21 protein-coding genes are annotated in these 21,674 nt (G+C 68.9%); 15 read left to right on the top strand and 6 right to left on the bottom strand.

Annotation, left to right across the window (positions count from 1 at the left end; all coding sequences use genetic code 11):
- Positions 1-485: 485 nt before the first annotated feature.
- The gene (mnmC, locus tag B7P44_RS00360; RefSeq protein ID WP_084899424.1) at positions 486-2,456 is read right to left on the bottom strand and encodes a bifunctional tRNA (5-methylaminomethyl-2-thiouridine)(34)-methyltransferase MnmC2/FAD-dependent 5-carboxymethylaminomethyl-2-thiouridine(34) oxidoreductase MnmC1; all 1,971 of its coding nucleotides are present in this window, start codon (positions 2,454-2,456) and stop codon (positions 486-488) included.
- Here mnmC and B7P44_RS37330 point away from each other — a divergent pair.
- Both B7P44_RS37330 and B7P44_RS00355 read left to right on the top strand, forming a co-directional pair.
- On the top strand, positions 2,455-2,631 hold the full coding sequence (locus B7P44_RS37330) for a hypothetical protein (protein ID WP_157915382.1): 177 nt from the start codon (positions 2,455-2,457) through the stop codon (positions 2,629-2,631). The two genes, mnmC and B7P44_RS37330, sit on opposite strands and share 2 nt — an antisense overlap.
- Positions 2,632-2,845: 214 nt before the next feature.
- Complete coding sequence (locus B7P44_RS00355; RefSeq protein WP_006401505.1) at positions 2,846-3,124, top strand: HU family DNA-binding protein; 279 nt, start codon at positions 2,846-2,848, stop codon at positions 3,122-3,124.
- A 105-nt stretch (positions 3,125-3,229) separates the two neighbouring features.
- On the opposite strand, the gene B7P44_RS00350 is transcribed toward B7P44_RS00355, so the two are convergent.
- A complete protein-coding gene (locus B7P44_RS00350; protein WP_084899422.1) occupies positions 3,230-4,552 on the bottom strand; it encodes a GTP-binding protein in 1,323 nt (440 codons plus the stop codon).
- Positions 4,553-4,700: 148 nt separating this feature from the next.
- Positions 4,701-5,150: a lytic transglycosylase domain-containing protein gene (locus B7P44_RS00345; RefSeq protein WP_010090227.1), complete on the bottom strand. Its 450-nt coding sequence runs from the start codon at positions 5,148-5,150 to the stop codon at positions 4,701-4,703.
- A gap of 366 nt (positions 5,151-5,516) precedes the next feature.
- On the opposite strand from B7P44_RS00345, the gene gspD reads away from it, so the two are divergent.
- Genes gspD through gspF form a run of 3 tightly spaced genes read left to right on the top strand, consistent with a single transcriptional unit; the run spans position 5,517 to position 10,562 of the window.
- A complete protein-coding gene (gene gspD, locus B7P44_RS00340) occupies positions 5,517-7,847 on the top strand; it encodes a type II secretion system secretin GspD (RefSeq protein ID WP_133117982.1) in 2,331 nt (776 codons plus the stop codon).
- Positions 7,844-9,340: a type II secretion system ATPase GspE gene (gene gspE / locus B7P44_RS00335; protein WP_084906302.1), complete on the top strand. Its 1,497-nt coding sequence runs from the start codon at positions 7,844-7,846 to the stop codon at positions 9,338-9,340. Before gspD ends, gspE begins: the two co-directional genes overlap by 4 nt.
- A gap of 4 nt (positions 9,341-9,344) precedes the next feature.
- Positions 9,345-10,562, top strand: coding sequence for a type II secretion system inner membrane protein GspF (gene gspF / locus B7P44_RS00330; RefSeq protein WP_084899419.1), 1,218 nt, complete (start codon positions 9,345-9,347; stop codon positions 10,560-10,562).
- A 26-nt stretch (positions 10,563-10,588) separates the two neighbouring features.
- Here the strand turns inward: gspF and B7P44_RS00325 are convergent, their stop codons facing one another.
- The gene (locus B7P44_RS00325) at positions 10,589-10,999 is read right to left on the bottom strand and encodes a general secretion pathway protein GspC (RefSeq protein WP_084899417.1); all 411 of its coding nucleotides are present in this window, start codon (positions 10,997-10,999) and stop codon (positions 10,589-10,591) included.
- Between the two features lie 180 nt (positions 11,000-11,179).
- On the opposite strand from B7P44_RS00325, the gene gspG reads away from it, so the two are divergent.
- From gspG to B7P44_RS00285, 8 genes are read left to right on the top strand one after another with little or no spacing between them, the layout of a single operon-like run.
- Positions 11,180-11,632: a type II secretion system major pseudopilin GspG gene (gene gspG / locus B7P44_RS00320; RefSeq protein ID WP_084899414.1), complete on the top strand. Its 453-nt coding sequence runs from the start codon at positions 11,180-11,182 to the stop codon at positions 11,630-11,632.
- A gap of 41 nt (positions 11,633-11,673) precedes the next feature.
- A complete protein-coding gene (locus B7P44_RS00315) occupies positions 11,674-12,207 on the top strand; it encodes a GspH/FimT family pseudopilin (protein ID WP_084899411.1) in 534 nt (177 codons plus the stop codon).
- A gap of 2 nt (positions 12,208-12,209) precedes the next feature.
- On the top strand, positions 12,210-12,647 hold the full coding sequence (gene gspI / locus B7P44_RS00310; protein WP_157721040.1) for a type II secretion system minor pseudopilin GspI: 438 nt from the start codon (positions 12,210-12,212) through the stop codon (positions 12,645-12,647).
- A complete protein-coding gene (locus B7P44_RS00305) occupies positions 12,625-13,302 on the top strand; it encodes a PulJ/GspJ family protein (protein WP_084899406.1) in 678 nt (225 codons plus the stop codon). Before gspI ends, B7P44_RS00305 begins: the two co-directional genes overlap by 23 nt.
- Complete coding sequence (gene gspK / locus B7P44_RS00300; RefSeq protein ID WP_084899404.1) at positions 13,299-14,414, top strand: type II secretion system minor pseudopilin GspK; 1,116 nt, start codon at positions 13,299-13,301, stop codon at positions 14,412-14,414. The genes B7P44_RS00305 and gspK overlap by 4 nt, the downstream gene beginning before the upstream one ends.
- A gap of 24 nt (positions 14,415-14,438) precedes the next feature.
- The gene (gspL, locus tag B7P44_RS00295) at positions 14,439-15,821 is read left to right on the top strand and encodes a type II secretion system protein GspL (RefSeq protein ID WP_084899402.1); all 1,383 of its coding nucleotides are present in this window, start codon (positions 14,439-14,441) and stop codon (positions 15,819-15,821) included.
- Positions 15,818-16,321 (top strand): type II secretion system protein M, encoded by a 504-nt coding sequence (gene gspM, locus B7P44_RS00290; RefSeq protein ID WP_084906300.1) that lies wholly within the window; start codon positions 15,818-15,820, stop codon positions 16,319-16,321. Before gspL ends, gspM begins: the two co-directional genes overlap by 4 nt.
- 42 nt (positions 16,322-16,363) lie before the next feature.
- A complete protein-coding gene (locus tag B7P44_RS00285; protein ID WP_084899401.1) occupies positions 16,364-17,152 on the top strand; it encodes a type II secretion system protein N in 789 nt (262 codons plus the stop codon).
- A gap of 27 nt (positions 17,153-17,179) precedes the next feature.
- Here the strand turns inward: B7P44_RS00285 and B7P44_RS00280 are convergent, their stop codons facing one another.
- Both B7P44_RS00280 and B7P44_RS00275 read right to left on the bottom strand, forming a co-directional pair.
- The gene (locus B7P44_RS00280) at positions 17,180-18,709 is read right to left on the bottom strand and encodes an efflux transporter outer membrane subunit (RefSeq protein ID WP_084899399.1); all 1,530 of its coding nucleotides are present in this window, start codon (positions 18,707-18,709) and stop codon (positions 17,180-17,182) included.
- A gap of 241 nt (positions 18,710-18,950) precedes the next feature.
- Positions 18,951-19,238 carry a multidrug ABC transporter ATPase gene (locus B7P44_RS00275; RefSeq protein WP_084899396.1) on the bottom strand — a complete coding sequence of 96 codons (288 nt, stop codon included), beginning with the start codon at positions 19,236-19,238 and terminating at the stop codon, positions 18,951-18,953.
- 167 nt (positions 19,239-19,405) lie between these two features.
- Between B7P44_RS00275 and B7P44_RS00270 the strand changes: the two genes are divergently transcribed.
- On the top strand, positions 19,406-19,894 hold the full coding sequence (locus B7P44_RS00270; RefSeq protein WP_084899393.1) for a MarR family winged helix-turn-helix transcriptional regulator: 489 nt from the start codon (positions 19,406-19,408) through the stop codon (positions 19,892-19,894).
- 187 nt (positions 19,895-20,081) lie between these two features.
- A complete protein-coding gene (locus B7P44_RS00265; RefSeq protein WP_084899390.1) occupies positions 20,082-21,653 on the top strand; it encodes a DHA2 family efflux MFS transporter permease subunit in 1,572 nt (523 codons plus the stop codon).
- The last annotated feature ends 21 nt before the right edge of the window (positions 21,654-21,674 follow it).

Genomic DNA, 21,674 nt, shown 5'->3' with positions numbered 1-21,674 from the left:
TGTGAATGGCCTGCGCGATCTCGAAGATTCAGATTCGAAACTGTGCCGACCGTTCCATTGAAGCATGTCCGGCGCCTGGCCGGACGAACGCGAAGGAAACCGATTGTGCCACAGGTTTTTCGCTCTGGAACCGATTGCCTGGCAGACTGGCCGTCCAGCGGGACGGCTTGCCTTTCGATTCAAAGGTTTACCTGTATATATACGTAGTAGAAGTTAACAAGAACCGCGCAGTTCTGTGGATAACTTCGGTTTACGTAGACAGATCAACATGTTGGCGAAACCATAACCCGCTGCACAGGCTGTGCGCGCACAGCAGTTTGAGTTGAGCAACTTTTGGGGCGTTTCACAGCTGTGCGGACTTGCCCAGTTTACGTCCACTGTGATTGCACACGGAGTACGCATGGATTTCGCGCGGTTATCCACAGGTGATAGTGGATAACCGCGCGCGACGAACTGCGATCACTGTGATGAGGAAGCGCGGCGCGTCAGTTGGCCGCGCCCACCTGTCGGGCGCGTAGCGCGCGGATCAGGAAGCGGGCGGGATCGATCGCTTCGGCGAGCTCGCGCTCGAGCGGCCACGGCTCGCCTTCGAGTTGCGACGCGATCAGCTCGGCGCCGAGCGCCGCCCAGACGAGGCCGCGCGAGCCGTAGCCGAACGCGCCGTAAAGGCCCTCGGTGCGCGGCAGGTCGCGCGCTTTTGCACCGCTGAGTGCCTTTGCGTGGGCGAGCACCTGCGCTTCGTCCGCGAGCGGGCCGATCAGCGGCAGCCGGTCGCCGGCGACCCAGCGGAACGCGACGCGGCCGGGCAGCTGGTCGACGCCGGGCGCGTCGCCGATCAGGCCGGGAAGCAGGCGCCGGACCCGCTCCAGGTTTTCGGCATGACCGGCCGGACGCAGCGCCGGGTCGACGTCGTCGGGTTCGAACGTCGCGCCGATCAGCAGCGTGCCGTCGTCGAGCGGCACCGCGTAGCCGTCGCCGATCACCGGGCAGTCGAGCGGCGCCGCGCTGCCCGGCGGCAGCAGCGTGAGCTGCCCGCGCACCGGCTGCAGCGCGACGTGCCGCAGCCCGGCAAGCCGCACCGCGTCGCCGGCGTTCGCGAGCACGACGGCCGGGGCTTCCGCGAGCGTCCGGCCGGCGGCGTCGAGCGCGCGCCAGTTGGCGCCGCGCCGTTCGAGCCGCGCGACTTCGGTGCGCGTCAGGATCTGCACGCGCTCACCGGCCGCCGCGCACTGCGCGGTGGACAACTCGGCCGGCCGCACTGCGCCGCCGTGCGGAAACAGCAGGCCGCCGTGCGCGACCGGCAGCAACAGGCGCGCGCGCGCTTCGTCGACGTTCAGCAGCCGCGCATAGTCCGGCGGCACGCCGAGCGCGTCGAAGGCCGCGCGCATCCGCTCGAAATCGTCGGCCGATTCCGCGAGCTGGATCATCCCGCGCGTGCTGCGCCCGAACCCGTGGCCCGCGCGTTCGAGCGCGCGCCAGCGGGCGAGCGCGTGGAGGAAGCCGCTGCGCGTGAGCCGGCTCGCGACGTTGTCGTCGCGCGTCATCAGCGGATGGAACACGCCGGCGGGATTGCCCGACGCTTCGCTCGCGATGCGTTCGCGCCGCTCGATCAGCGTGACGTCCCAGCCGCGCGCGGCGAGCCGCTCGACCACCGCGCAGCCCGCGAGGCCCGCGCCGATCACGATCGCGCGGCGCGTTTCGACCGGCAGCGCACGCGGCGGCTCGTGGCGGCGCATCTGCCAGCGCGGCGCGAATTCGCCGACGAGCATCACGTGTTTGCCGGCGAAGCCGTCGACCTTGCGATACGCGAAGCTCGCTTCCTCGAGCGCGTGCTTCACGGCGCCCGAACTCGAATACGTCGCGAACGTCGCGCCGTCGCCGGCGAGGCGCGCGAGCGCGCGAAACACGTCGACCGACCACATGTCCGGGTTTTTCGACGGCGCAAACCCATCCATATAGAACGCGTCGGCGCGCACCGCGAGCTCCGGCAGCATCGCGAGCGCATCGCCGAACACGAGCGTGAGCACCACGCGTCCGCCGTCGAATTCGAGCCGGTGCAGGCCCGGCACGAGCATCGGCCACGCATCGGCGAGCGCGTCGACGTCCGCCGACGTCGTTGCATCTGCAACGACGTGCGATGCGGCGCGGCGCAGGTCGTCGCGCGTGAACGGATGCTTCTCGACCGACACGAAATGGAGCCGTTCGCAGCGCGCGGGATCGTCGCGCCACGCAGCCCAGGTCGCGAGGAAGTTGCCGCCGGCGCCGAAGCCGGTCTCGACGATCGTGAACGTGCGCCTGCCCTGCCAGCGCGCGGGCAGGCCGTTGCCGGCGACGAACACGTGGTTCGCCTGCGCGAGCGCGCCGGCGGCGCTGTGATAGACGTCGCCGTAGGCCGGCGAGACGAGGGTGCCGTCGTCGCGGAACGCGAGCGTGGCGGGAACGAGTCGGTCTGGCATGCGAAACAAATATCGTGGCGACCAAGCCTGGCAAGGGATTGCGCGGACCGGTCCGGCAGCGCCGTTGGCAAAAACCAACGGCGCTGCGCACGGGCCGATCGTGCTGCATATCCTGTCCGGTTGGCGCAGGTCAAGAAACCCGCAGGCTGTGATTCATTCGGCGAAATACCGATGAAAATCTTTGAAACCCTTGTCGTTATTGGGTTTGCGCTGCGCTATCATAGCAAGCGCCGTTCTGCGGGGCGGCCTTCGGCATGCTGGAGGCCGCCCTGCGGGGCCAGGATTCGGCGGAGTGCCGTCGGAGTCCGACTCTCGACGGCACGGTTCGCGCACGTATAATCGGCGCGTTCGCGCTGTTCGTGTCACCCTAACCTGAAAAAGGAACCTTAATGAACAAACAGGAACTGATCGACGCCGTCGCTGCCCAAACGGGCGCCAGCAAGGCTCAAACCGGCGAAACGCTGGACACGCTGCTCGAAGTCATCAAGAAAGCCGTGTCGAAGGGCGACGCGGTTCAGCTGATCGGCTTCGGCAGCTTCGGTTCGGGCAAGCGCGCAGCACGTACGGGCCGCAACCCGAAGACCGGCGAAACCATCAAGATCCCGGCAGCCAAGACCGTCAAGTTCACGGCTGGCAAGGCGTTCAAGGACGCCGTCAACAAGCGTTAAGTTCAGCGCCTGTCAGAAAAAACCCGCCATTCGGCGGGTTTTTTTTCGTGCGGCGCGCGGCTTTTTCGCCACACTTCGCCCCGGATTTGCAAGATTTAACGGTTGTTACGAACGATGCAGGATCTGCGCGTCGCCGTGGTCTTCGTCGTCGTGCGAGTCGATGTCCCAGGCCGGGAACGGGTCGTCGAACAATTCCGTCCACCCTGCGGCGCCGAGGGCGAATTCCGTATCGGTCAACAAGCACGCGTCGAGCTTCGCGCGCCATGCGGCCGCGTCGAGGCCGATGCCGATCAGCACGAGTTCCTGGCGCCGGTCGCCGACCGAGCGGTCGTCGAGGTCGCCCTGCCATTCCGTGCGGATCTCGGCGAGCAGCGCGTCGTCGTCCGGCCATTCCGCGCGATCCTGCGCGGCCCACCACAAGCCCGCCGGCCCGTGCCGGCACACACCGCCCGCCTGCGACAGCGAGCCGGCGATGTCGTTGCGCGTCGCGAGCCAGAAGAACCCCTTGCTGCGCAGCACGCCCGGCCACTCCTGGTGCAGCAGCGCCCACAGGCGTCCCGGATGAAACGGCCGGCGCGCGCGGTAGACGAAGTTGCCGATGCCGAATTCGTCCGCCTCGCCATGCACGTGCGGATGCGCGTGGTGATGGTCGCCGCCGTGCTCATGATCGTGATCATGCGCATGCTCGAGCGACGCGAGCCAGCCCGGCGCGTTCGCCGCCTCGTCGAAATCGAAGCGGCCGGTGTTCAGCAGCTCGCGGGGCGGCACGTTGCCGAACGTCGAAACGAGCTGGTGTGCGCGCGGATTCAGCCGCGCGAGGATGTGCTGCAAGCGCGCCAGTTCGTCCGCGCCGACGAGGTCGGCCTTGTTGATCACGAGCACGTCGCAGAACTCGATCTGCTCGATCAGCAGTTCGACGAGCGTGCGGTCGTCGTCCTCGCTGGCCGCGATGCCGCGCGCGGCCAGCGCGTCGTCCGAGCCGTAGTCGCGCAGGAAATTGAACGCGTCGACGACGGTGACGAGCGTGTCGAGCCGCGCGATCTCGCCGAGCGACGTGCCGTCGTCGTCGACGAACGTGAAGGTTTCGGCGATCGGCATCGGCTCGGCGATCCCGGTCGACTCGATCAGGATCGCGTCGAAGCGGCCTTCCTCGGCGAGCTTGCGGATCTCGACGAGCAGATCGTCGCGCAGCGTGCAGCAGATGCAGCCGTTCGACATCTCGACGAGTCGTTCCTCGACGTGCGACAGCGCCTGCGCGTCGCGCACGAGCGACGCGTCGATGTTGACCGCCGCGAGATCGTTGACGATCACGGCGACCTTCAGGCCCGCGCGGTTCGCGAGGATATGGTTGAGCAGCGTGGTCTTGCCGGCGCCGAGAAAGCCGGACAGCACGGTGACGGGCAACGGCTGTTTCATTGCCGGATTCATAACGATACGCACCAACGGATAAGAGAAAAAAGCGGCCGCGGCGGCCTGGTCGGAGCGCCATCGGCCGGGGCCGGGCGCCGGGGCAAATTCGCGGCGTGAGCCCGCATTGTGCATCAAACGCGCGCCGGCCGGCCGGCGCGGCGCCGGGTCACGGCTGCGGCGGCAGCAATTTCCATTGCGTCAGGATGCCGGCGATCTGCTTCGCGTACTTGTCGCGCAGCGACGGCGTTTCCGAGTGATAGGCGCCGACCGCCTGCCACGTGTTGCCGTACCGGTTCATCTTCTGGCGCAGGTGCCACGCCGCGATATAGACGTTCTTGCACGGCTCCATCAGCGTGTCGCGGCCGATCCCGTAGCGCGACAGCACGGGCAGATGGATCGAATTGATCTGCATCAGCCCGTAGTCGGTCGAGCCGTTCGCATTCTTGTTCCTCGCGTCCGGCCGGTTGCGCGATTCCTGCCACGCGATCGCACGCAGGATCAGCGGATTGACCTGCTGGTATTTGGCTGCTTCGTCGAAACAATCGGCGCGTGCGTTGCCGCTGGCGAGCCATGCGCCGGCGGTCAACAACGCAATCGAAACGAGCCGTCTGTTCATTGATCGAAAAATGCAGAAAATGGGGGCGGGAAAACCCGCGGCCGGAACGGAATTCGCGCGATATGCAATGCGGCGCCCGTATCATACCGGCAGCCGGTCGCGGTGCGGCAAGCGCGGCGCCGCATGCCGGGTTATACCGCATTTTCGTTTCAATTCATCCTGAAATGATGACGGAGACCGAACAAACGGCAGCAAACGCGAAATCTTACATCTCGCATACATACGTCAGGAATACTGTCGTATATGAGACAGTATTCGGATCGATGTGATATTTCGGACATGAAAAACTGCTAATGTCGCTGTTTTCGGAATTGGATCCAGTTCTACCGCCGGATGTGGCCTGAGCCGGCATCGACCCATTCATCCATGACAAGAAATCGCTTCGTTTTGCGGCGCGTCGCCGCGACGCTGATGGTCGCCGGCATCGTCGTTTCGCAGGCCGCCCACGCTCAGGTCACGCTCAATTTCGTGAACGCGGATATCGATCAGGTCGCCAAGGCGATCGGCGCCGCGACCGGCAAGACGATCATCGTCGATCCGCGCGTGAAGGGGCAGCTCAATCTCGTCGCCGAGCGCGCGGTGCCGGAAGACCAGGCGTTGAAGACGCTGCAGTCCGCGCTGCGGATGCAGGGCTTCGCGCTCGTGCAGGACCACGGCGTGCTGAAGGTCGTGCCCGAGGCCGACGCCAAGCTGCAGGGCGTGCCGACCTATGTCGGCAACACGCCGCAGGCGCGCGGCGACCAGGTCGTCACGCAGGTGTTCGAACTGCGTAACGAATCGGCGAACAACCTGCTGCCGGTGCTGCGGCCGCTGATCTCGCCGAACAACACGGTCACCGCCTATCCGGCCAACAACACGATCGTCGTCACCGACTATGCGGACAACGTGCGCCGCATCGCGCAGATCATCGCGGGCGTCGACAGCGCCGCGGGCGCGCAGGTGGTGGTCGTGCCGCTGCGCAACGCGAACGCGATCGATCTGGCCGCGCAGTTGCAGAAGATGCTCGACCCCGGCGCGATCGGCAACAGCGACGCGACGCTCAAGGTGTCGGTCATCGCCGACCCGCGCACCAACTCGCTGATGCTGCGCGCGTCGAGCACGTCGCGCCTCGCGGCCGCGAAGCGGCTCGTGCAGCAGCTTGATGCGCCCAGCGGCGTGCCGGGCAACATGCACGTGGTGCCGCTGAAGAACGCCGAGGCAGTCAAGCTCGCGAAGACGCTGCGCGGGATGCTCGGCAAGGGCGGCGGCGAAACCGGCGCGTCGGCGACGTCGAACGACGCGAACGCGTTCAACCAGGGCGGCTCGTCATCGAGCGGCAACTTCTCGACCGGCACCGCGGGCACCCCGCCGCTGCCGTCGGGCGGCCTCGGCGGCTCGTCGTCGTCATACGGTGGTGGCGGCGGCTCGTCGCAAGGCGGCGGCCTAGGCACCGGCGGCCTCTTGGGCGGCGACAAGGACAAGGGCGACGACAACCAGCCGGGCGGGATGATCCAGGCCGACGCGGCGACGAACTCGCTGATCATCACGGCGCCCGACCCTGTGTACCGGAACCTGCGCGCGGTGATCGACCAGCTCGACGCGCGGCGCGCGCAGGTGTACATCGAGGCGCTCGTCGTCGAGCTGCAGGCGACGACGTCCGGCAACCTGGGGATTCAGTGGCAGGTGGCGAACAACGCGCTCTTTGCGGGCACGAACCTGCCGAGCGGCGCATCGATAAGCGGCGCAGCGCTCGGCAACAGCATCACCGACCTGACCAGCAAGGCCGTGACGACGCCGCTCGGCGCGATCAGCGCGGTCACGCCGGGGCTGAACATCGGCTGGCTGCGCAACATGTTCGGTATACAAGGGCTCGGCGCGCTGTTGCAGTACTTCGCCGGCTCTAGCGACGCGAACGTGCTGTCGACGCCGAACCTCATCACGCTCGACAACGAAGAAGCGAAGATCGTCGTCGGCCAGAACGTGCCGATCCCGACAGGTTCGTACTCGAACCTGACGAGCAGCACGGGGGGCAATGCGTTCAACACGTACGATCGCCGCGACGTCGGCCTCACGCTGCACGTGAAGCCGCAGATCACCGATGGCGGCATCCTGAAGCTGCAGCTCTACACGGAAGATTCGTCGGTGGTTCAGTCGACCGTTTCGACGACGGCCAATAATCCCGGGCCGACGTTCAACAAGCGCTCGATCCAGTCGACCGTGCTCGCGGACAACGGCGAGATCATCGTGCTCGGCGGTTTGATGCAGGACAACTACAACGTATCGAACAGCAAGGTGCCGCTGCTGGGCGACATCCCGTGGATCGGCCAGTTGTTCCGTTCGGAGTCCAAGTCCCGCCAGAAGACCAACCTGATGGTGTTCCTGCGCCCGGTGATCATCAACGACCGTGCGACCGCGCAGGCCGTCACCGCGAACCGCTACGACTACATCCAGGGCGTGACGGGCGCGTACAGGTCGGACAACAACATCATCAAGGACAAGGACGACCCGGTCGTGCCGCCGATGCCGCTCGGCCCGAGCCAGGGCGGCTCGCCCGCGATGAACCTGTTCGATCTCGACAAGATGCGCCGCCAGCAGCAGGGCCAGCAGCCTGTGCCGCAACAGCCGTCGCAACAACAGCCGGCCGTCCAGCCGCAGGCCGTCCCGCAGCAGCAGATGCAGCAGCAGCCGCTGACGGCCCCGTCGGGAGCCTCGCAGTGAGCGACGTGCTCGCCTCCGCCCACGAAGGCGCGCCGGGCGAACGCCCGCCGCCGTCGCCGCTCGCCGCGCGGCTGCTGCCGTACGGCTTCGCGAAGAGCGGCCAGGTGCTGATCGCGCATCAGCACGAGGACACGCTCGAAGTGTGGATCAGCGACCGCACGAGCGACGCGGCGCTCGCGGAGATCGCGCGCAATTTCGGCTCGATCTCGGTGCTGCGCCTGCCCGCCGACGAACTCGCGCACGCGATCAACCAGGCGTACGCGCGCCAGGACGGCAGCGCCGCGCAGGTGGTCGGCGAGGTCGAGGGCGAGGTCGACCTGTCGCGGCTGATGCAGGACATCCCCGAAGTCGAGGACTTGCTCGAATCGGAAGACGACGCGCCGATCATCCGGATGATCAACGCATTGCTCACGCAAGCGGCGCGCGAGCAGGCGTCGGACATCCATATCGAGCCGTTCGAGAATGCGTCGGTCGTGCGCTTTCGCGTCGACGGCACGCTGCGCGACGTGGTGCGCCCGAAGAAAGCGCTGCACGGCGCGCTGATCTCGCGGATCAAGATCATGGCGCAGCTCGACATCGCCGAGAAGCGCCTGCCGCAGGACGGCCGCATCACGCTGCGGGTCGGCGGCCGGCCGGTCGACGTGCGGGTGTCGACGCTGCCGACCGGGCACGGTGAGCGCGCGGTGCTGCGTCTGCTCGAGAAGGACGCGCAGCGGCTGAACCTCGAAGCGCTCGGGATGGGCCGCGACACGCTCACGCAGTTCGACAAGCTGATCGCGCGCCCGCACGGCATCGTGCTCGTCACGGGCCCGACGGGCTCGGGCAAGACGACGACGCTGTACGCGTCGATGTCGCGGCTCGAAACCGCGACGACCAACATCATGACCGTCGAGGACCCGATCGAATACGACCTGTCCGGCATCGGCCAGACGCAGGTGAACGAGCGGATCGGGATGACCTTCGCCCGCGCGCTGCGCTCGATCCTGCGCCAGGACCCGGACGTGATCATGATCGGCGAAATCCGCGACCTCGAAACCGCGCAGATCGCGGTGCAGGCGTCGTTGACGGGCCACCTCGTGCTCGCGACGCTGCACACCAACGATGCGGCGTCGGCCGTCACGCGCCTGACCGACATGGGCGTCGAGCCGTACCTGCTCGCGTCGTCGCTGCTCGGCGTGCTCGCGCAGCGGCTCGTGCGGCAGCTGTGCCCGGCCTGCAAGGAAGAGCGGCATGAGGAAGGCCGCACGGTGTGGCATCCGGTCGGCTGCGACAAGTGCGGGCATTCGGGTTATGCGGGCCGGCGCGGCGTATACGAACTGCTGATCGTCGACGAGTCGATCCGCACGCTGATCCACCGCAACGCGGCCGACGCGGAGATTCTCGCGACGGGCCGCGCGCAAGGGATGCGCACGCTGCGCGACGACGCCGAGCGCTGGCTCGCGGCGGGTGCGACGTCGCTCGAGGAAGTGTTGCGCGTGACGGGAGGCGCATAGCGCGATGCCGGCATTCCGTTTCGAAGCAATCGATGCGGCGGGTCATGCGCAAAAAGGCGTCGTCGAAGCCGACAGCGCGCGCGCCGCGCGCGGCCAGCTGCGCACGCAGGGGCTGACGCCGCTCGTCGTCGAGCCGGCGGCCAGCGCAACCCGCGGCGCGCGCTCGCAGCGCCTCGCGCTCGGCCGCAAGCTGTCGCAGCGCGAACAGGCGATCCTCACGCGCCAGCTCGCGAGCCTTTTGATCGCCGGGTTGCCGCTCGACGAAGCCCTCGGCGTGCTGACCGAGCAGGCCGAGCGCGACTACATCCGCGAACTGATGGCCGCGATCCGCGCCGAGGTGCTGGGCGGCCATTCGCTCGCGAACGCGCTCGCGCAGCATCCGCGCGATTTCCCGGAAATCTACCGCGCGCTCGTCGCGGCGGGCGAGCACACGGGCAAGCTCGGCATCGTGCTGTCGCGCCTCGCCGACTATATCGAGCAGAGCAATGCGCTGAAGCAGAAGATCCTGCTCGCATTTACGTATCCGGGAATCGTCACGCTGATCGCGTTCGGCATCGTCACGTTCCTGCTGAGCTATGTCGTGCCGCAGGTCGTCAACGTGTTTGCGAGCACGAAACAGCAGCTGCCGATCCTGACGGTCGTGATGATGGCGCTGTCGGATTTCGTGCGGCACTGGTGGTGGGCGATCCTGATCGCGGTCGTGCTCATCGTCTGGTTCGTCAGGGCGACGCTGTCGCGCGACGGGCCGCGCCTCGCGTTCGACCGCTGGGTGCTGACCGCGCCGCTCGCCGGCAAGCTGGTGCGCGGCTACAACACGGTGCGCTTCGCGAGCACGCTCGGCATTCTCACCGCGGCCGGCGTGCCGATCCTGCGCGCGCTGCAGGCGGCGGGCGAAACGCTGTCGAACCGCGCGATGCGCGCGAACATCGACGACGCGATCGTGCGCGTGCGCGAAGGCTCCGCGCTGTCGCGCGCGCTGAACAACGTGAAGACGTTTCCGCCGGTGCTGGTGCACCTGATCCGTTCCGGCGAAGCGACGGGCGACGTGACGACGATGCTGGATCGCGCGGCCGAAGGCGAGGCGCGCGAGCTCGAACGGCGCACGATGTTCCTGACGAGCCTGCTCGAGCCGCTCTTGATTCTCGCGATGGGGGGCATCGTGCTCGTGATCGTGCTGGCGGTGATGCTGCCGATCATCGAGCTGAACAACATGGTGCAGTGACGGCCGTTGCGGCCGTCACCCGAGGCTCAGCGCATGTAGATCGCCGGGGACGGCGTGTTGGCGGGCAACGCGACTTCGGAGCGGGCGCCGTTGCGCTCGACGATGATCGAGCGGTCGCGGACTTCGGCGAGCTTCGCGCCGGGCGCGACCTCGGCGCCGAGCGACACCGCGCGCGGCGGTTCGCCGCCGACGCCGACGATCGCAGCGGCGCCGCGCTGCAGCGCGAGGATGCCGAACAGGTGGATGTCCTGCACGGGATTCTTGTCGAGCTGTCCGCCGAACAGCGCCGCGGCGTCCTCGGTGCGGATCGGGGGCCGCGCGGCGGCGGCGGGCAGCGGCGCTTCGCGAGCCGACAGCGTGACGACCCAGTAGGTGGCCGTCGCGCACAACGCCGCGAAGAGTGCGAGGGAGAGTATCCGGATCGAGATCGCGTTCATGCGCGCTATTGTACGGATGTATGTGAAATTTGCGTTGAGTGAAAGCCCTTGGCGGAGCGCGCCTTACAATGCGTGCTCCGTGGCCGGCGCAAACGGCGCAGAAGTCCCGCAGGGACCTGACCCGGTTGTTTCGGAAACGTCACTCAATCGACGACATTTTTTTGGAAAGAGGAAGTCAGCATGCAAACGTGGATCACTCGACGCAACGGAGCCGTTCGCCGTCAACGCGGTTTCACGCTGATCGAGATCATGGTGGTGGTCGCGATTCTCGGGATTCTGGCGGCGCTGATCGTGCCGAAGATCATGAGCCGTCCGGACGAGGCGCGCCGCATCGCCGCGAAGCAGGACATCGGCACCATCATGCAGGCGCTCAAGCTGTACCGTCTCGACAACGGCCGCTATCCGTCGCAGGACCAGGGCCTGCAGGCGCTGATCCAGAAGCCGAGCACCGATCCGATCCCGAACAACTGGAAGGACGGCGGCTATCTCGAGCGCCTGCCGAACGATCCGTGGGGCAACGGGTACAAGTACCTGAACCCGGGCGTGCACGGCGAGATCGACGTGTTCAGCTACGGCGCCGACGGCAAGGAAGGCGGCGAAGGCAACGATACCGACATCGGTTCGTGGCAATAAACGATCGCTGACCGGCCCGACGTTCTTTTCCGCCCCCCTCCATGCACGCCATTCGCACGACTTCCCGCTTCGGGCGCGGCTGCCGTGTGCGCCGGGCTCCGGCGCGCGCGGATGGCGTGCGGGCGTCGCAGCGCGGCTTCACGCTGCTCGAGATGCTCGTCGTGCTCGTGATCGCGGGCCTGCTCGTGTCGCTCGCGTCGCTGTCGCTGACGCGCAATCCGCGCACCGACCTGCGCGAGGAGGCGCAGCGGGTGGCGCTGCTGTTCGAGACCGCGGGCGACGAGGCGCAGGTGCGCGCCCGCCCGATCGCCTGGCAGCCGACCGCGCGCGGCTTCCGCTTCGACATGAGGACCGGCGACGGCTGGCGCACGCTGCGCGACGACCTGCTGCGCCCGCGCGACTGGGACGGCGGCGTGACGGGCGCCGACATCGATTACCCGGGTTCCGACACCCACGTGAACCGCGTCGTGTTCGGCACCGAGAGCATCGACACGCCGGTGCGCGTGACGCTGCACTCGACCGTCGGCAGCGTGACGATCGTCGGCACCGGCAATGGCCGCTACGAGGTGCAGTAACGATGCGTCGGCGGCCGTTCTTCCCCCCTTCCCCTGCTTTCGCGATGCGTCCCCGCACGGGACTGGCCGCGGCGCGCGGTTTCACGATGATCGAGGTGCTGGTCGCGCTTGCGATCATCGCGGTCGCGCTTGCCGCGTCGATCCGCGCGGTCGGCACGCTGGCGACCGGCTCGTCGGATCTGCATCGCCGGCTGCTGGCGAGCTGGAGCGCCGACAACGCGCTCGCGCAATTGCGGCTCACGCATGCGTGGCCGCAGATCGGCGAGCAGAGCTTCGATTGCTCGCAGGCCAACGTGCAGCTCGTCTGCACGCAGCGCGTCAGCGCGACGCCGAATCCGGTGTTCCGGCGCGTCCAGATATCGGTGAGCACGCCGGACAGCAAGGGCGTGCTCGCGCAGATGGTCACGGTGGTCGCGAATGAAACCAGCCGCTCGCTCTGAATCGGCGCGTCGGGCCCGCACGCGCGGCTTCACGCTGATCGAACTGATGATCGCGATCGCGATTCTCGCGGTCGTCGCCGTGCTCGCCTGGCGCGGGCTCGACCAGATCATGCGCGGCCGCGACAAGGTGTCGTCGGCGATGGAAGACGAACGCATCTTCGCGCAGATGTTCGACCAGATGCGCATCGACGCGCGCCGCGCGGCGACCGACGACGAGGCGGGCCAGCCCGCGCTCGGCGTCGCCGGCAACACGCTGCAGATCGTCCGCGAGTTCGACGTGCCGGGCGCCGCGCCGCGGCTGCAGGTAATCCGCTACCGGATCGCGGGCGGCCGCGTGGTGCGCTACGCATCGCCGCCGCTCGCCGACGCGAACCGGCTGCGCGACACGCTGAAGGACCCCGACGTCGAAGGCTGGAGCTCGGTGGCGCTGATGGGCGGAGTCGGCGCGATCGATGCGAAGCTCTTCGTGCCGCGCGTCGGCTGGACCACGAACGTGCAGACGGCCGACGAAGCGCTCGCGCAGAACAACGACGCGATCAAGGTGCCGCAGCTCGGCAACGCGCCGCCGCCGCGCGCGGTGACGGGCCTGCAGGTCAGCATCGGCGCGACGTCGCTGCGCGTGCCGGTGACCCGTATCTTCCTCGTCGGGGAATGACGATGCGCACCCCTGCCCCGCTTCCGTTCCTCCGGTCTCCCCGCTCCCCGCGCCGGCAACGCGGCGCCGCGATCATTACCGCGCTGCTCGTCGTCGCGCTGTCGGCGATCCTCGTATCGGGGATGCTGTGGCGCGAGCAGGTGCAGATCCGCCGCATCGAGAACCAGCGCCTGATCGCGCAGGCGCAGTGGGTCGCGCGCGGCGCGCTCGACTGGACGCGGATGATCCTGCGCTCGGAAGGCGACACGGCGCCGGGCATCACGTATCTCGGCGGCATCTGGGGCGTGCCGATCGCGAAGACAAAGCTGTCGGACTTCATGGGCAGGATCGGCGTGGGCGGTGGCGACGAAGGCGAAGACACCTATCTGTCCGGCTCGATCGAGGACGCACAGGCGAAGTTCAACCTGCGCAACCTCGTGTCGACGCCCGCGCCCGGCGTGCTGCAGCTCAACGCCGCGCAGCTCCAGGCATTCCAGCGCCTCATGACGACGCTCGGCTACGACGGCGCGTTCGCGAAGCGCATCGCGCTGCAGGTGCGCGCGGGGCTGAAGCATTCGGCGTCGCGCTTCCAGATGGCGATGCTGCCCGGCGCCGCGGGCGCGCCCTTGCCGGAAGCGGGCACGGGCACGCAGGGCACGACCTTCACCGACGAGCCAGGTCTTGCCGACAGCGATCGCGGGCCGGCGCCGCTCATCATGACGAGCGTCGACAGCCTGCTCGACGTCGACGGCGTCACGCCGGAAATGGTCGAACGGCTGCGCCCGTTCGTCACCGTGCTGCCGACCACGACGCCCGTGAACATGAACACCGCGCCAGCCGAGGTGATCGCGGCCCTGGTGCCGGGGATGAGCGTGGCGTCGGCGCAGGCGCTCGTGTCGCGCCGCGAGACCGTGTTCTTCCGCAACGTCGGCGACGTGCAGCTCGCGCTGCGCGGCGCCGGTGCGCCGCCGAACGTGACGCTCGACTCGACCCTGATCGACGTCAATTCGAACTATTTCATCGTGCATGGCCGGATCCAGCACGATCGCGCCGAGGTCGACCGCACCTCGCTCGTGTATCGTGATCCGACCACGCACTCGACGCGGGTCGTGCGCATCCGCGACCAGCTATAACAACGCCATTCGGGAGAGGAGCCCTTGAGCACGCTGATTGTTTTACTGCCGCCGCGCGAGCCCGCCGTGCCGTTGCAGGAATGGCAATGGCCCGAGCTGCCGTTCATGCTCGTCGACAAGGCCGGCCAGACGCAGCGGGCCGGCCGCGCCGCGCTCGCGCTGCTGCCGCGCGCGGCAGCGACGGTGCTGGTCGTCGCCGCGCGCGACGTGCTGCTGCTGGCCGCGACGGTGCCGCCGCTCAAGGGGCCGAAGCTGCGCCAAGCGCTGCCCAACATCGTCGAGGACCAGCTGATCCAGGACCCGCAGGGCTGCCACGTCGCGGTCGATCCGGCCGCGCTGCCCGACGGGCGCCGCGTGCTCGCGGTCGTCGATCGCGCGTGGTTCCGCGTGATCTGCGACGCGTTCACGGCGGCCGGCCACCGGCATCTGCGCGCGGTGCCCGCGACGCGCTGCCTGCCGTCGCCGCTCGCGGCGGTCACGGCCGCGGCCGATCCGGCGCCGGCAGCCAACGAGGCCGTGGCCGCAGCCGAGGCTGAGGCCACGGGCGACCCCGTCCCGCCGTCGCGCCCGACCGCGGTCGCCGCGGTGCTGGGCGTCGCGGTGTCGGTCGAGCCGGCGCTCGTCGAAGCGGGCGCGCTGCCTGACACATCAGGCTCGCCGCGGCTCGAGCTGGCGGTCGCGCGCGGCGCGCTGGGCGAAGGGTTCGCTGCGCCCGCGCAGCGTGCGTCCGGCACGCTCGCCGCGCTCGCGGGCGGCGCCCCGGTCGAGCTGTACGAGCTCGGCGAGCCGGGCGCGGAACCGCAGCTCGCGTCGGTCAAGCGCACGGACGTCGCGCCGTTGCTGCCGGGCGCGGCGCCGCTGCCGTTCGACACGTTCGCGCGCCGCGCGCTGGCCGAGCGCTTCGATCTGTGCCAGTTCGAATTCGAGTCGCAGCCGTGGCGCTTCGACCGCGCGACGCTCAAGCGGCTGCGGATTCCGGCTGCGCTCGTCGCGGCGACGCTCGGCGTCGCGGTGATCGGGATGAACGTGCACTGGTGGAAGCTGTCGCGCGAGCGCGATGCGCTGTCGGCGCAGATCACCGAGACGCTGCTGTCCGCGTTCCCGAAAACCACGACGGTGCTCGATCCGCCCGCGCAGATGCAGCGCCAGCTCGACCAGCTGCGCCTCGCGGCGGGCGAGCTGTCGCCGAACGATTTCCTCGCGCTGGCGAGCGGGCTGTCGCGCTCGATGGGCGCGCTGCCGCTGAACGGCATCGCGTCGCTCGATTATCACGACCGTCGGCTCGACGTCGGCTTCAAGCAGGGCGTGACGGTCGATCCCGATTTCACGCAGCGCCTCGCGCGCAACGGGCTGGCCGGCGAAGTCGACAGCAGCACGGGCAAATGGACGATCCGGAGCCGCTCATGAAGGCTGAACTGAACCAGACCCTCACGCAATTCTGGGGTGAACGCACCCCGCGGGAAAAGAACCTGCTCGGCTGGGGCGGCACCGTGCTGGCGGTCGCGATCGCCTATTCGGTGCTGTGGTCACCGGCGCAGGAAGGCCGCGCGCGGATCACGCACGCGCTGCCGGCGATGCGCGCGGAGCTCGCGAAGATGACCGCGCAGGCGAACGAGGCGCGCTCGCTCACGGCGGCCGCGCAGGGCGTCGCGCCGACCGGCGCCGCGCTGAAGGATGCGCTGACGGCGTCGCTGTCCGACCACGGGATGCCCGGCGGGCAATTCCAGCTGGTCGGCACCGGCGTGCAGATCCAGCTGAAGAACGCATCGTTCCCGGCGTGGACCCAGTGGCTCGACGACGCGCGCAAGCAGTTCAAGGTGCAGGTCGGCGAGGCGCACGTCACCGCGCTGAAGGACGACGGCCAGGTCGACCTGACGGCCGTGATGCAGCCGTCGACGCAGAAATGATGCAGAAACGACGCAATGGATGATGCAAGCGGCGGTCGGCCGATGAGGCCGTGGTCGAGGCGGCTTTGGGCCGCGTTGCCGTGGCTCGCGGCGGGCGGGGTCGCGACCGCCGTCACGCTGGTCGCGCTCGCGCCGGCCGCGTGGGTCGCGCCGCAATTCGCGCGCGCGACGGGCGGCCATGTGAATCTCGTCGATCCGGACGGCTCGCTGTGGCACGGCTCGGGCACGCTGATGCTTGCGCCGGGCGCCGACCGCAGCGCGGCGACGCTGCTGCCGGGGCGGGTCGAATGGACCACGCGCTTCTGGCCGCTGCTGACCGGGCGAGTGCGGATGCGGATGCGGCAGACCGAGGCGATGCCCGAGGCGGTCACGCTCGACGCGACGTGGCGCGGCGCGGTGCTGTCCGCGGGCGCGATGGCGGTGCCGGCGTCGCTGCTGGCGGGGCTCGGCACGCCGTTCAACACGCTCGACCTGCAGGGCGACGTGCGGCTCGGCTGGAGCGACTGGCGGCTGATCGGCAGCAACACGTTCGGCCAGCTGACGGTGACGATCGACGACATGAGTTCGCGTGTGTCGCGCGTGAAGCCGCTCGGCTCGTACCGCGCGGTGCTGCAGGCGAAGGGTTCGGGCGCGGATCTCGAGCTCGCGACGACGAAAGGCCCGTTGTTCCTCGACGGGCACGGCGCATTCGGCGCGGGCAGCGGGTCGTTCCGCGGCACCGCGCATGCGGCGCCCGAGCAGCTGGCGAACCTCGCGGGCCTGCTGAACCTGCTCGGCCATCCGGTCGGCGACGGCTCGGTGTCGCTGATCTACGGCGACGCGGCGCGCTGACGCGCGCATCGCGCGTCACCTCCAACGTTACTTCTGCGCGATCGGTGCGGCCGCCGCGCCGCTGGCCGGCGCGGGCGCGGCCACGCTGCCCGTCTCGCGCGCGATCTGCGACACGTCCCAGCCGCCGCCGAGCGCCTTCACGAGGCCGACCGACGACACCATCCGCTGCCCCGCGATCGTCGCGAGCTTCTGGTGCGCGGTGAACGCGGTCGTCTGCGCGGTCAGCACGTTCAGGTAGCCGACCGTGCCGGCCTTGTACTGGTTCGTCACGATCGCGAGCGCATGTTCCGCGCTGTCGACCGCCTGCCGCTGCACGTCGATTTCCTGCGCGAGGATGCGCTGCGACGCCAGGTTGTCCTCGACGTCCTGGAACGCGGAGAGGACCGAGAGCCGGTACGCGGCGACGTCCTGGTCGTAGGTCGCGCGCGCGGCCTCGGTCTGCGCGGCGCGCAGGCCCGCGTCGAACAGCGTCGCCGCGAGCTGCGGGCCGACCGTCCAGAAGCGCGCCGGCAGCGTGAACAGGTTCGACCACACCGAGCTTTGCACGCCGCCCTGCGCCGACAGCGTCAGCGTCGGGAAGAACGCCGAGATCGCGACGCCGATCTGCTCGTTGGCCGCGGCCGCGCGGCGTTCGGCCGCCGCGATGTCGGGCCGCCGCTCGAGCAGCGCCGACGGCACGCCGACCGGCGTGACAGGCGGCTCGGCGGCGAGCGGCAGCGGCGGCAGCGAGAATGTCGACGCCGGTTCGCCGATCAGCGTCGCAATCGCGTGCTCGAACTGCGCGCGCGCGACGCCGTTGTCGATCGCGGCCGCCTGCGCGCTCTGCAGCTGCGTTTGCGCCTGGATCACGTCCGCGCGCGCGGCGACGCCCTGCGCGTACCGGTTCTCCGTGAGCTGCAGCGAGCGTGCGTACGACGCGACGGTGTCGTCGAGCAGCATCTGCAGCGCGTCGGCGGTGCGCAGCTGGAAGTAGGTCTGCGCAAGTGTCGCCTGCTGCGACAGCCGCGCGTTCGCCAGATCGGCGGCGGCCGCGGCTTCGCCCGCGCGCTGCGCGCCGACCGTGCGGCTCACCTTGCCCCACAGGTCGGGCTCCCACGACGCGTCGAGGCCGACGCTGTAGCTGTTGCTGATCGATCCGGAGCTGCCGCCGCCGAAGCTCGACGACGACGCCGACGCGCGCGGCGTGCGGGCGCGCGAGCCCGACGCGGTGAGCCCGACAGTCGGGAAATACGCGGCGCGCGCCTCGGTGACGAGCGCGCGCGCCTGCCGGTACGCGGCCGCCGATTGCGCGATGGTCTGGTTCGACGCGTTGAGCTTGCCGATCAGCGCGTCGAGTTGCGGATCGCCGTAGACACTCCACCACGCGCCGCGGTCGGCGCCGTCGGCCGGCTGCGCGACCTTCCAGCCGGCGGGCGCTTCCTTGAACGCGGCGGGCATCGGCGCGTCGGGGCGGTGATAGTCGGGCCCGACGGCGCAGCCGGCAAGCAGCACGGCGGTCGCGAAGGCGACGGCCGCGGCGAGCGGGCGACGGGCGCGCGGGGATGGGACGTACGGCATGCGTGTGATTCCTGTCTGGGCGAGGCCCGGTGCACGGGCACGCGGGCGCGCGATGCGGCGGGTATGCCGCGGGCGGACAAATGGTAACTGACGGCGGGAAAGCTGCGCAGCCGTTAGGGTAAGGCGCGCGACGGCGGGAATGTGTTACCGGCGCGGCAGGCCGGTTTACCGGGCATTACGGATCGCTTGCGGCGGATGGCGCACGCGGGGCGCGCCGATCGCCGGCGGGTGCCGGGGTCAGTCAGTGGCAGCGTGCGGGTTCGATGGCGGCCGCGCGCCATGACGACGGCTCCGTGGCCGCCGCCGCCTTGCGTTCGCCGTGGCGCGCGCCCTTCGCGTTGCGCTGCCGGCGATGATCGAACCATGCGAACCCGAGCGCCGCGAGCGAGCCGCCCGGCAACACCAGCATCGCGACGTACAGCGCGAGCTTCCAGCCGCGGTGCGGCCCGGAGAACACATGGTGAGCGGTATCGGTCAGGGTGCGGCGCAGCGCGCCGGCGGTATTTTTCAGGAACAGCATCGCGAACATCCTCGGGGCGCCCGCAGCGCGGGCAAGGCAGGTCAGAACATCGTCTCCGGCAGTGCAACATGCACGTCGTAACTGGTTGCCTGAAATAATATTGACTGGGCAACCAATTTTCAAGATACTGGTCGCGTTTTTCCGACAAAGCACTATTGCTGCGCGCGCAATCGAGAATGAACGGCGGCCTCTACGATCCTGACGGCATCGAGCTGGAATCGAGCCTCGGCTATTACCTGACGAAGGCGCGTCAGGCGCTCATCGAGCGGATGGACCGCGCGCTGGAGCCGCTCGACCTGACCGCGCAGCAGGTCGGCGTGATCCTGCTGCTGTCGCGCGGGTACGTGCGCACGCCGTTCGAGCTGTCGCGCAAGATGGCGTACGACAGCGGCTCGATGACGCGGATGCTCGACCGGCTCGAGCGCAAGGGCTTCATCGAGCGGGCGCGCAGCGAGCAGGACCGCCGCGTGATCGAGCTGACGCTGACCGAACGCGGCGCCGACGCCGCCCGCGCGCTGCCGTCGCTGATCGCGACCGCGCTGAACGCGCAGCTCGCCGGCTTCTCGGCCGACGAGCTCGCGACGCTCACGGGCCTGTTGCAGCGCTTCATCGCGAACGGCCCCGGCACCCTCGGGTGTGATTCGTCCGGCTCGCCGGACTGCTGATGCCGCACGAGGCGTCGATATTTGGGTTAAGCATCCGCTTATTTATCTGTCTGGGCAGAAGATGACGCGTCACACGCTCCGCTCCACGTACTTCCCCCCGCCCCCAGCCGGTTCGTGCCGCATTGCGATCCGGCCAGCCGTGTACGCCCGTCGTGCACTTTGTGCGCGCCGCACCTAGGAGATTCCGATGTCCGCCACCACGGCCCCCGCGGGCTCGCCCGCGTCCCCCGCCGCCGAACCGGCGCCGCTGTCCGGCGGCGCCCTCGCGCTGCTCACCGTCGGGCTCGCGCTCGGCACCTTCATGGAAGTGCTCGACACGTCGATCGCGAACGTCGCGGTGCCGACGATCTCGGGCAGCCTCGGCGTCGCGACGAGCGAAGGCACGTGGGTGATCTCGTCGTACTCGGTCGCGTCCGCGATCGCGGTGCCGCTCACCGGCTGGCTCGCGCGGCGGGTCGGCGAGGTGCGCCTGTTTACGATGTCAGTGCTCGCGTTCACGATCGCGTCCGCGCTGTGCGGCCTCGCGAACAACTTCGAGACGCTGATCGCGTTCCGGCTGCTGCAGGGCCTCGTGTCGGGGCCGATGGTGCCGCTGTCGCAGACGATCCTGATGCGCAGCTACCCGCCCGCGAAGCGCGGGCTCGCGCTCGGCCTATGGGCGATGACGGTGATCGTCGCGCCGATCTTCGGCCCGCTGCTGGGCGGCTGGATCAGCGACAACTACACGTGGCCGTGGATCTTCTACATCAACCTGCCGATCGGCGTGTTTTCCGCGATCTGCGCGTTCGTGCTGCTGCGCGGCCGCGAGACGAAGACGACGAAGCAGCGGATCGACGCGGTCGGCCTCGCGCTGCTCGTGATCGGCGTGTCGTGCCTGCAGATGATGCTCGACCTCGGCAAGGACCGCGACTGGTTCAACTCGACGTTCATCGTGGCGCTCGCGCTGATCGCGGTCGTGTCGCTCGCGTTCATGCTGGTGTGGGAGGCGACCGAGAAGGAGCCGGTGGTCGACCTCACGCTCTTCAAGGACCGCAACTTCGCGCTCGGCGCGATGATCATCTCGTTCGGCTTCATGGCGTTCTTCGGCTCGGTCGTGATCTTCCCGCTGTGGCTGCAGACGGTGATGGGCTACACGGCCGGCAAGGCCGGCCTCGCGACCGCGCCGGTCGGGCTGCTCGCGCTCGTGCTGTCGCCGCTGATCGGCCGCAACATGCACCGGCTCGACCTGCGGATGGTCGCGAGCTTCGCGTTCTGCGTGTTCGCCGGTGTGTCGATCTGGAACTCGACGTTCACGCTCGACGTGCCGTTCAACCACGTGATCCTGCCGCGGCTCGTGCAGGGGATCGGCGTCGCGTGCTTCTTCGTGCCGATGACGACGATCACGCTGTCGAGCATCCCCGACGAGCGGCTCGCGAGCGCGTCGGGGCTGTCGAACTTCCTGCGCACGCTGTCCGGCGCGATCGGCACCGCGGCCAGCTCGACGTTCTGGGAGAACGACGCGATCTACCACCACGCGCGGCTGTCGGAATCGGTGAGCGTCTATGCGCAGAGCACGGTCGACTACCAGGGCGCGCTGTCGCAGCTCGGGATCGCGGGCCAGATGTCGAGCGCGCAGATCAACCAGATCGTCACGCAGCAGGGCTTCATGATGGCGACCAACGACTTCTTCTACCTGTCGGCGAGCGTGTTCGTCGCGCTTGCGGCGCTCGTCTGGATCACCAAGCCGAGGAAGGGCGCGGGGCCGGCGATGGGGCATTGATGTCGGCATGACCTGTCGCGG

The sequence above is a fragment of the Burkholderia ubonensis subsp. mesacidophila genome, from assembly GCF_002097715.1.
In the GTDB taxonomy this organism is placed as follows: Bacteria; Pseudomonadota; Gammaproteobacteria; order Burkholderiales; family Burkholderiaceae; genus Burkholderia; species Burkholderia mesacidophila.
Note: the sequence above shows the minus strand (reverse complement) of the source record. Positions and strands in the feature narration are given on the sequence as shown.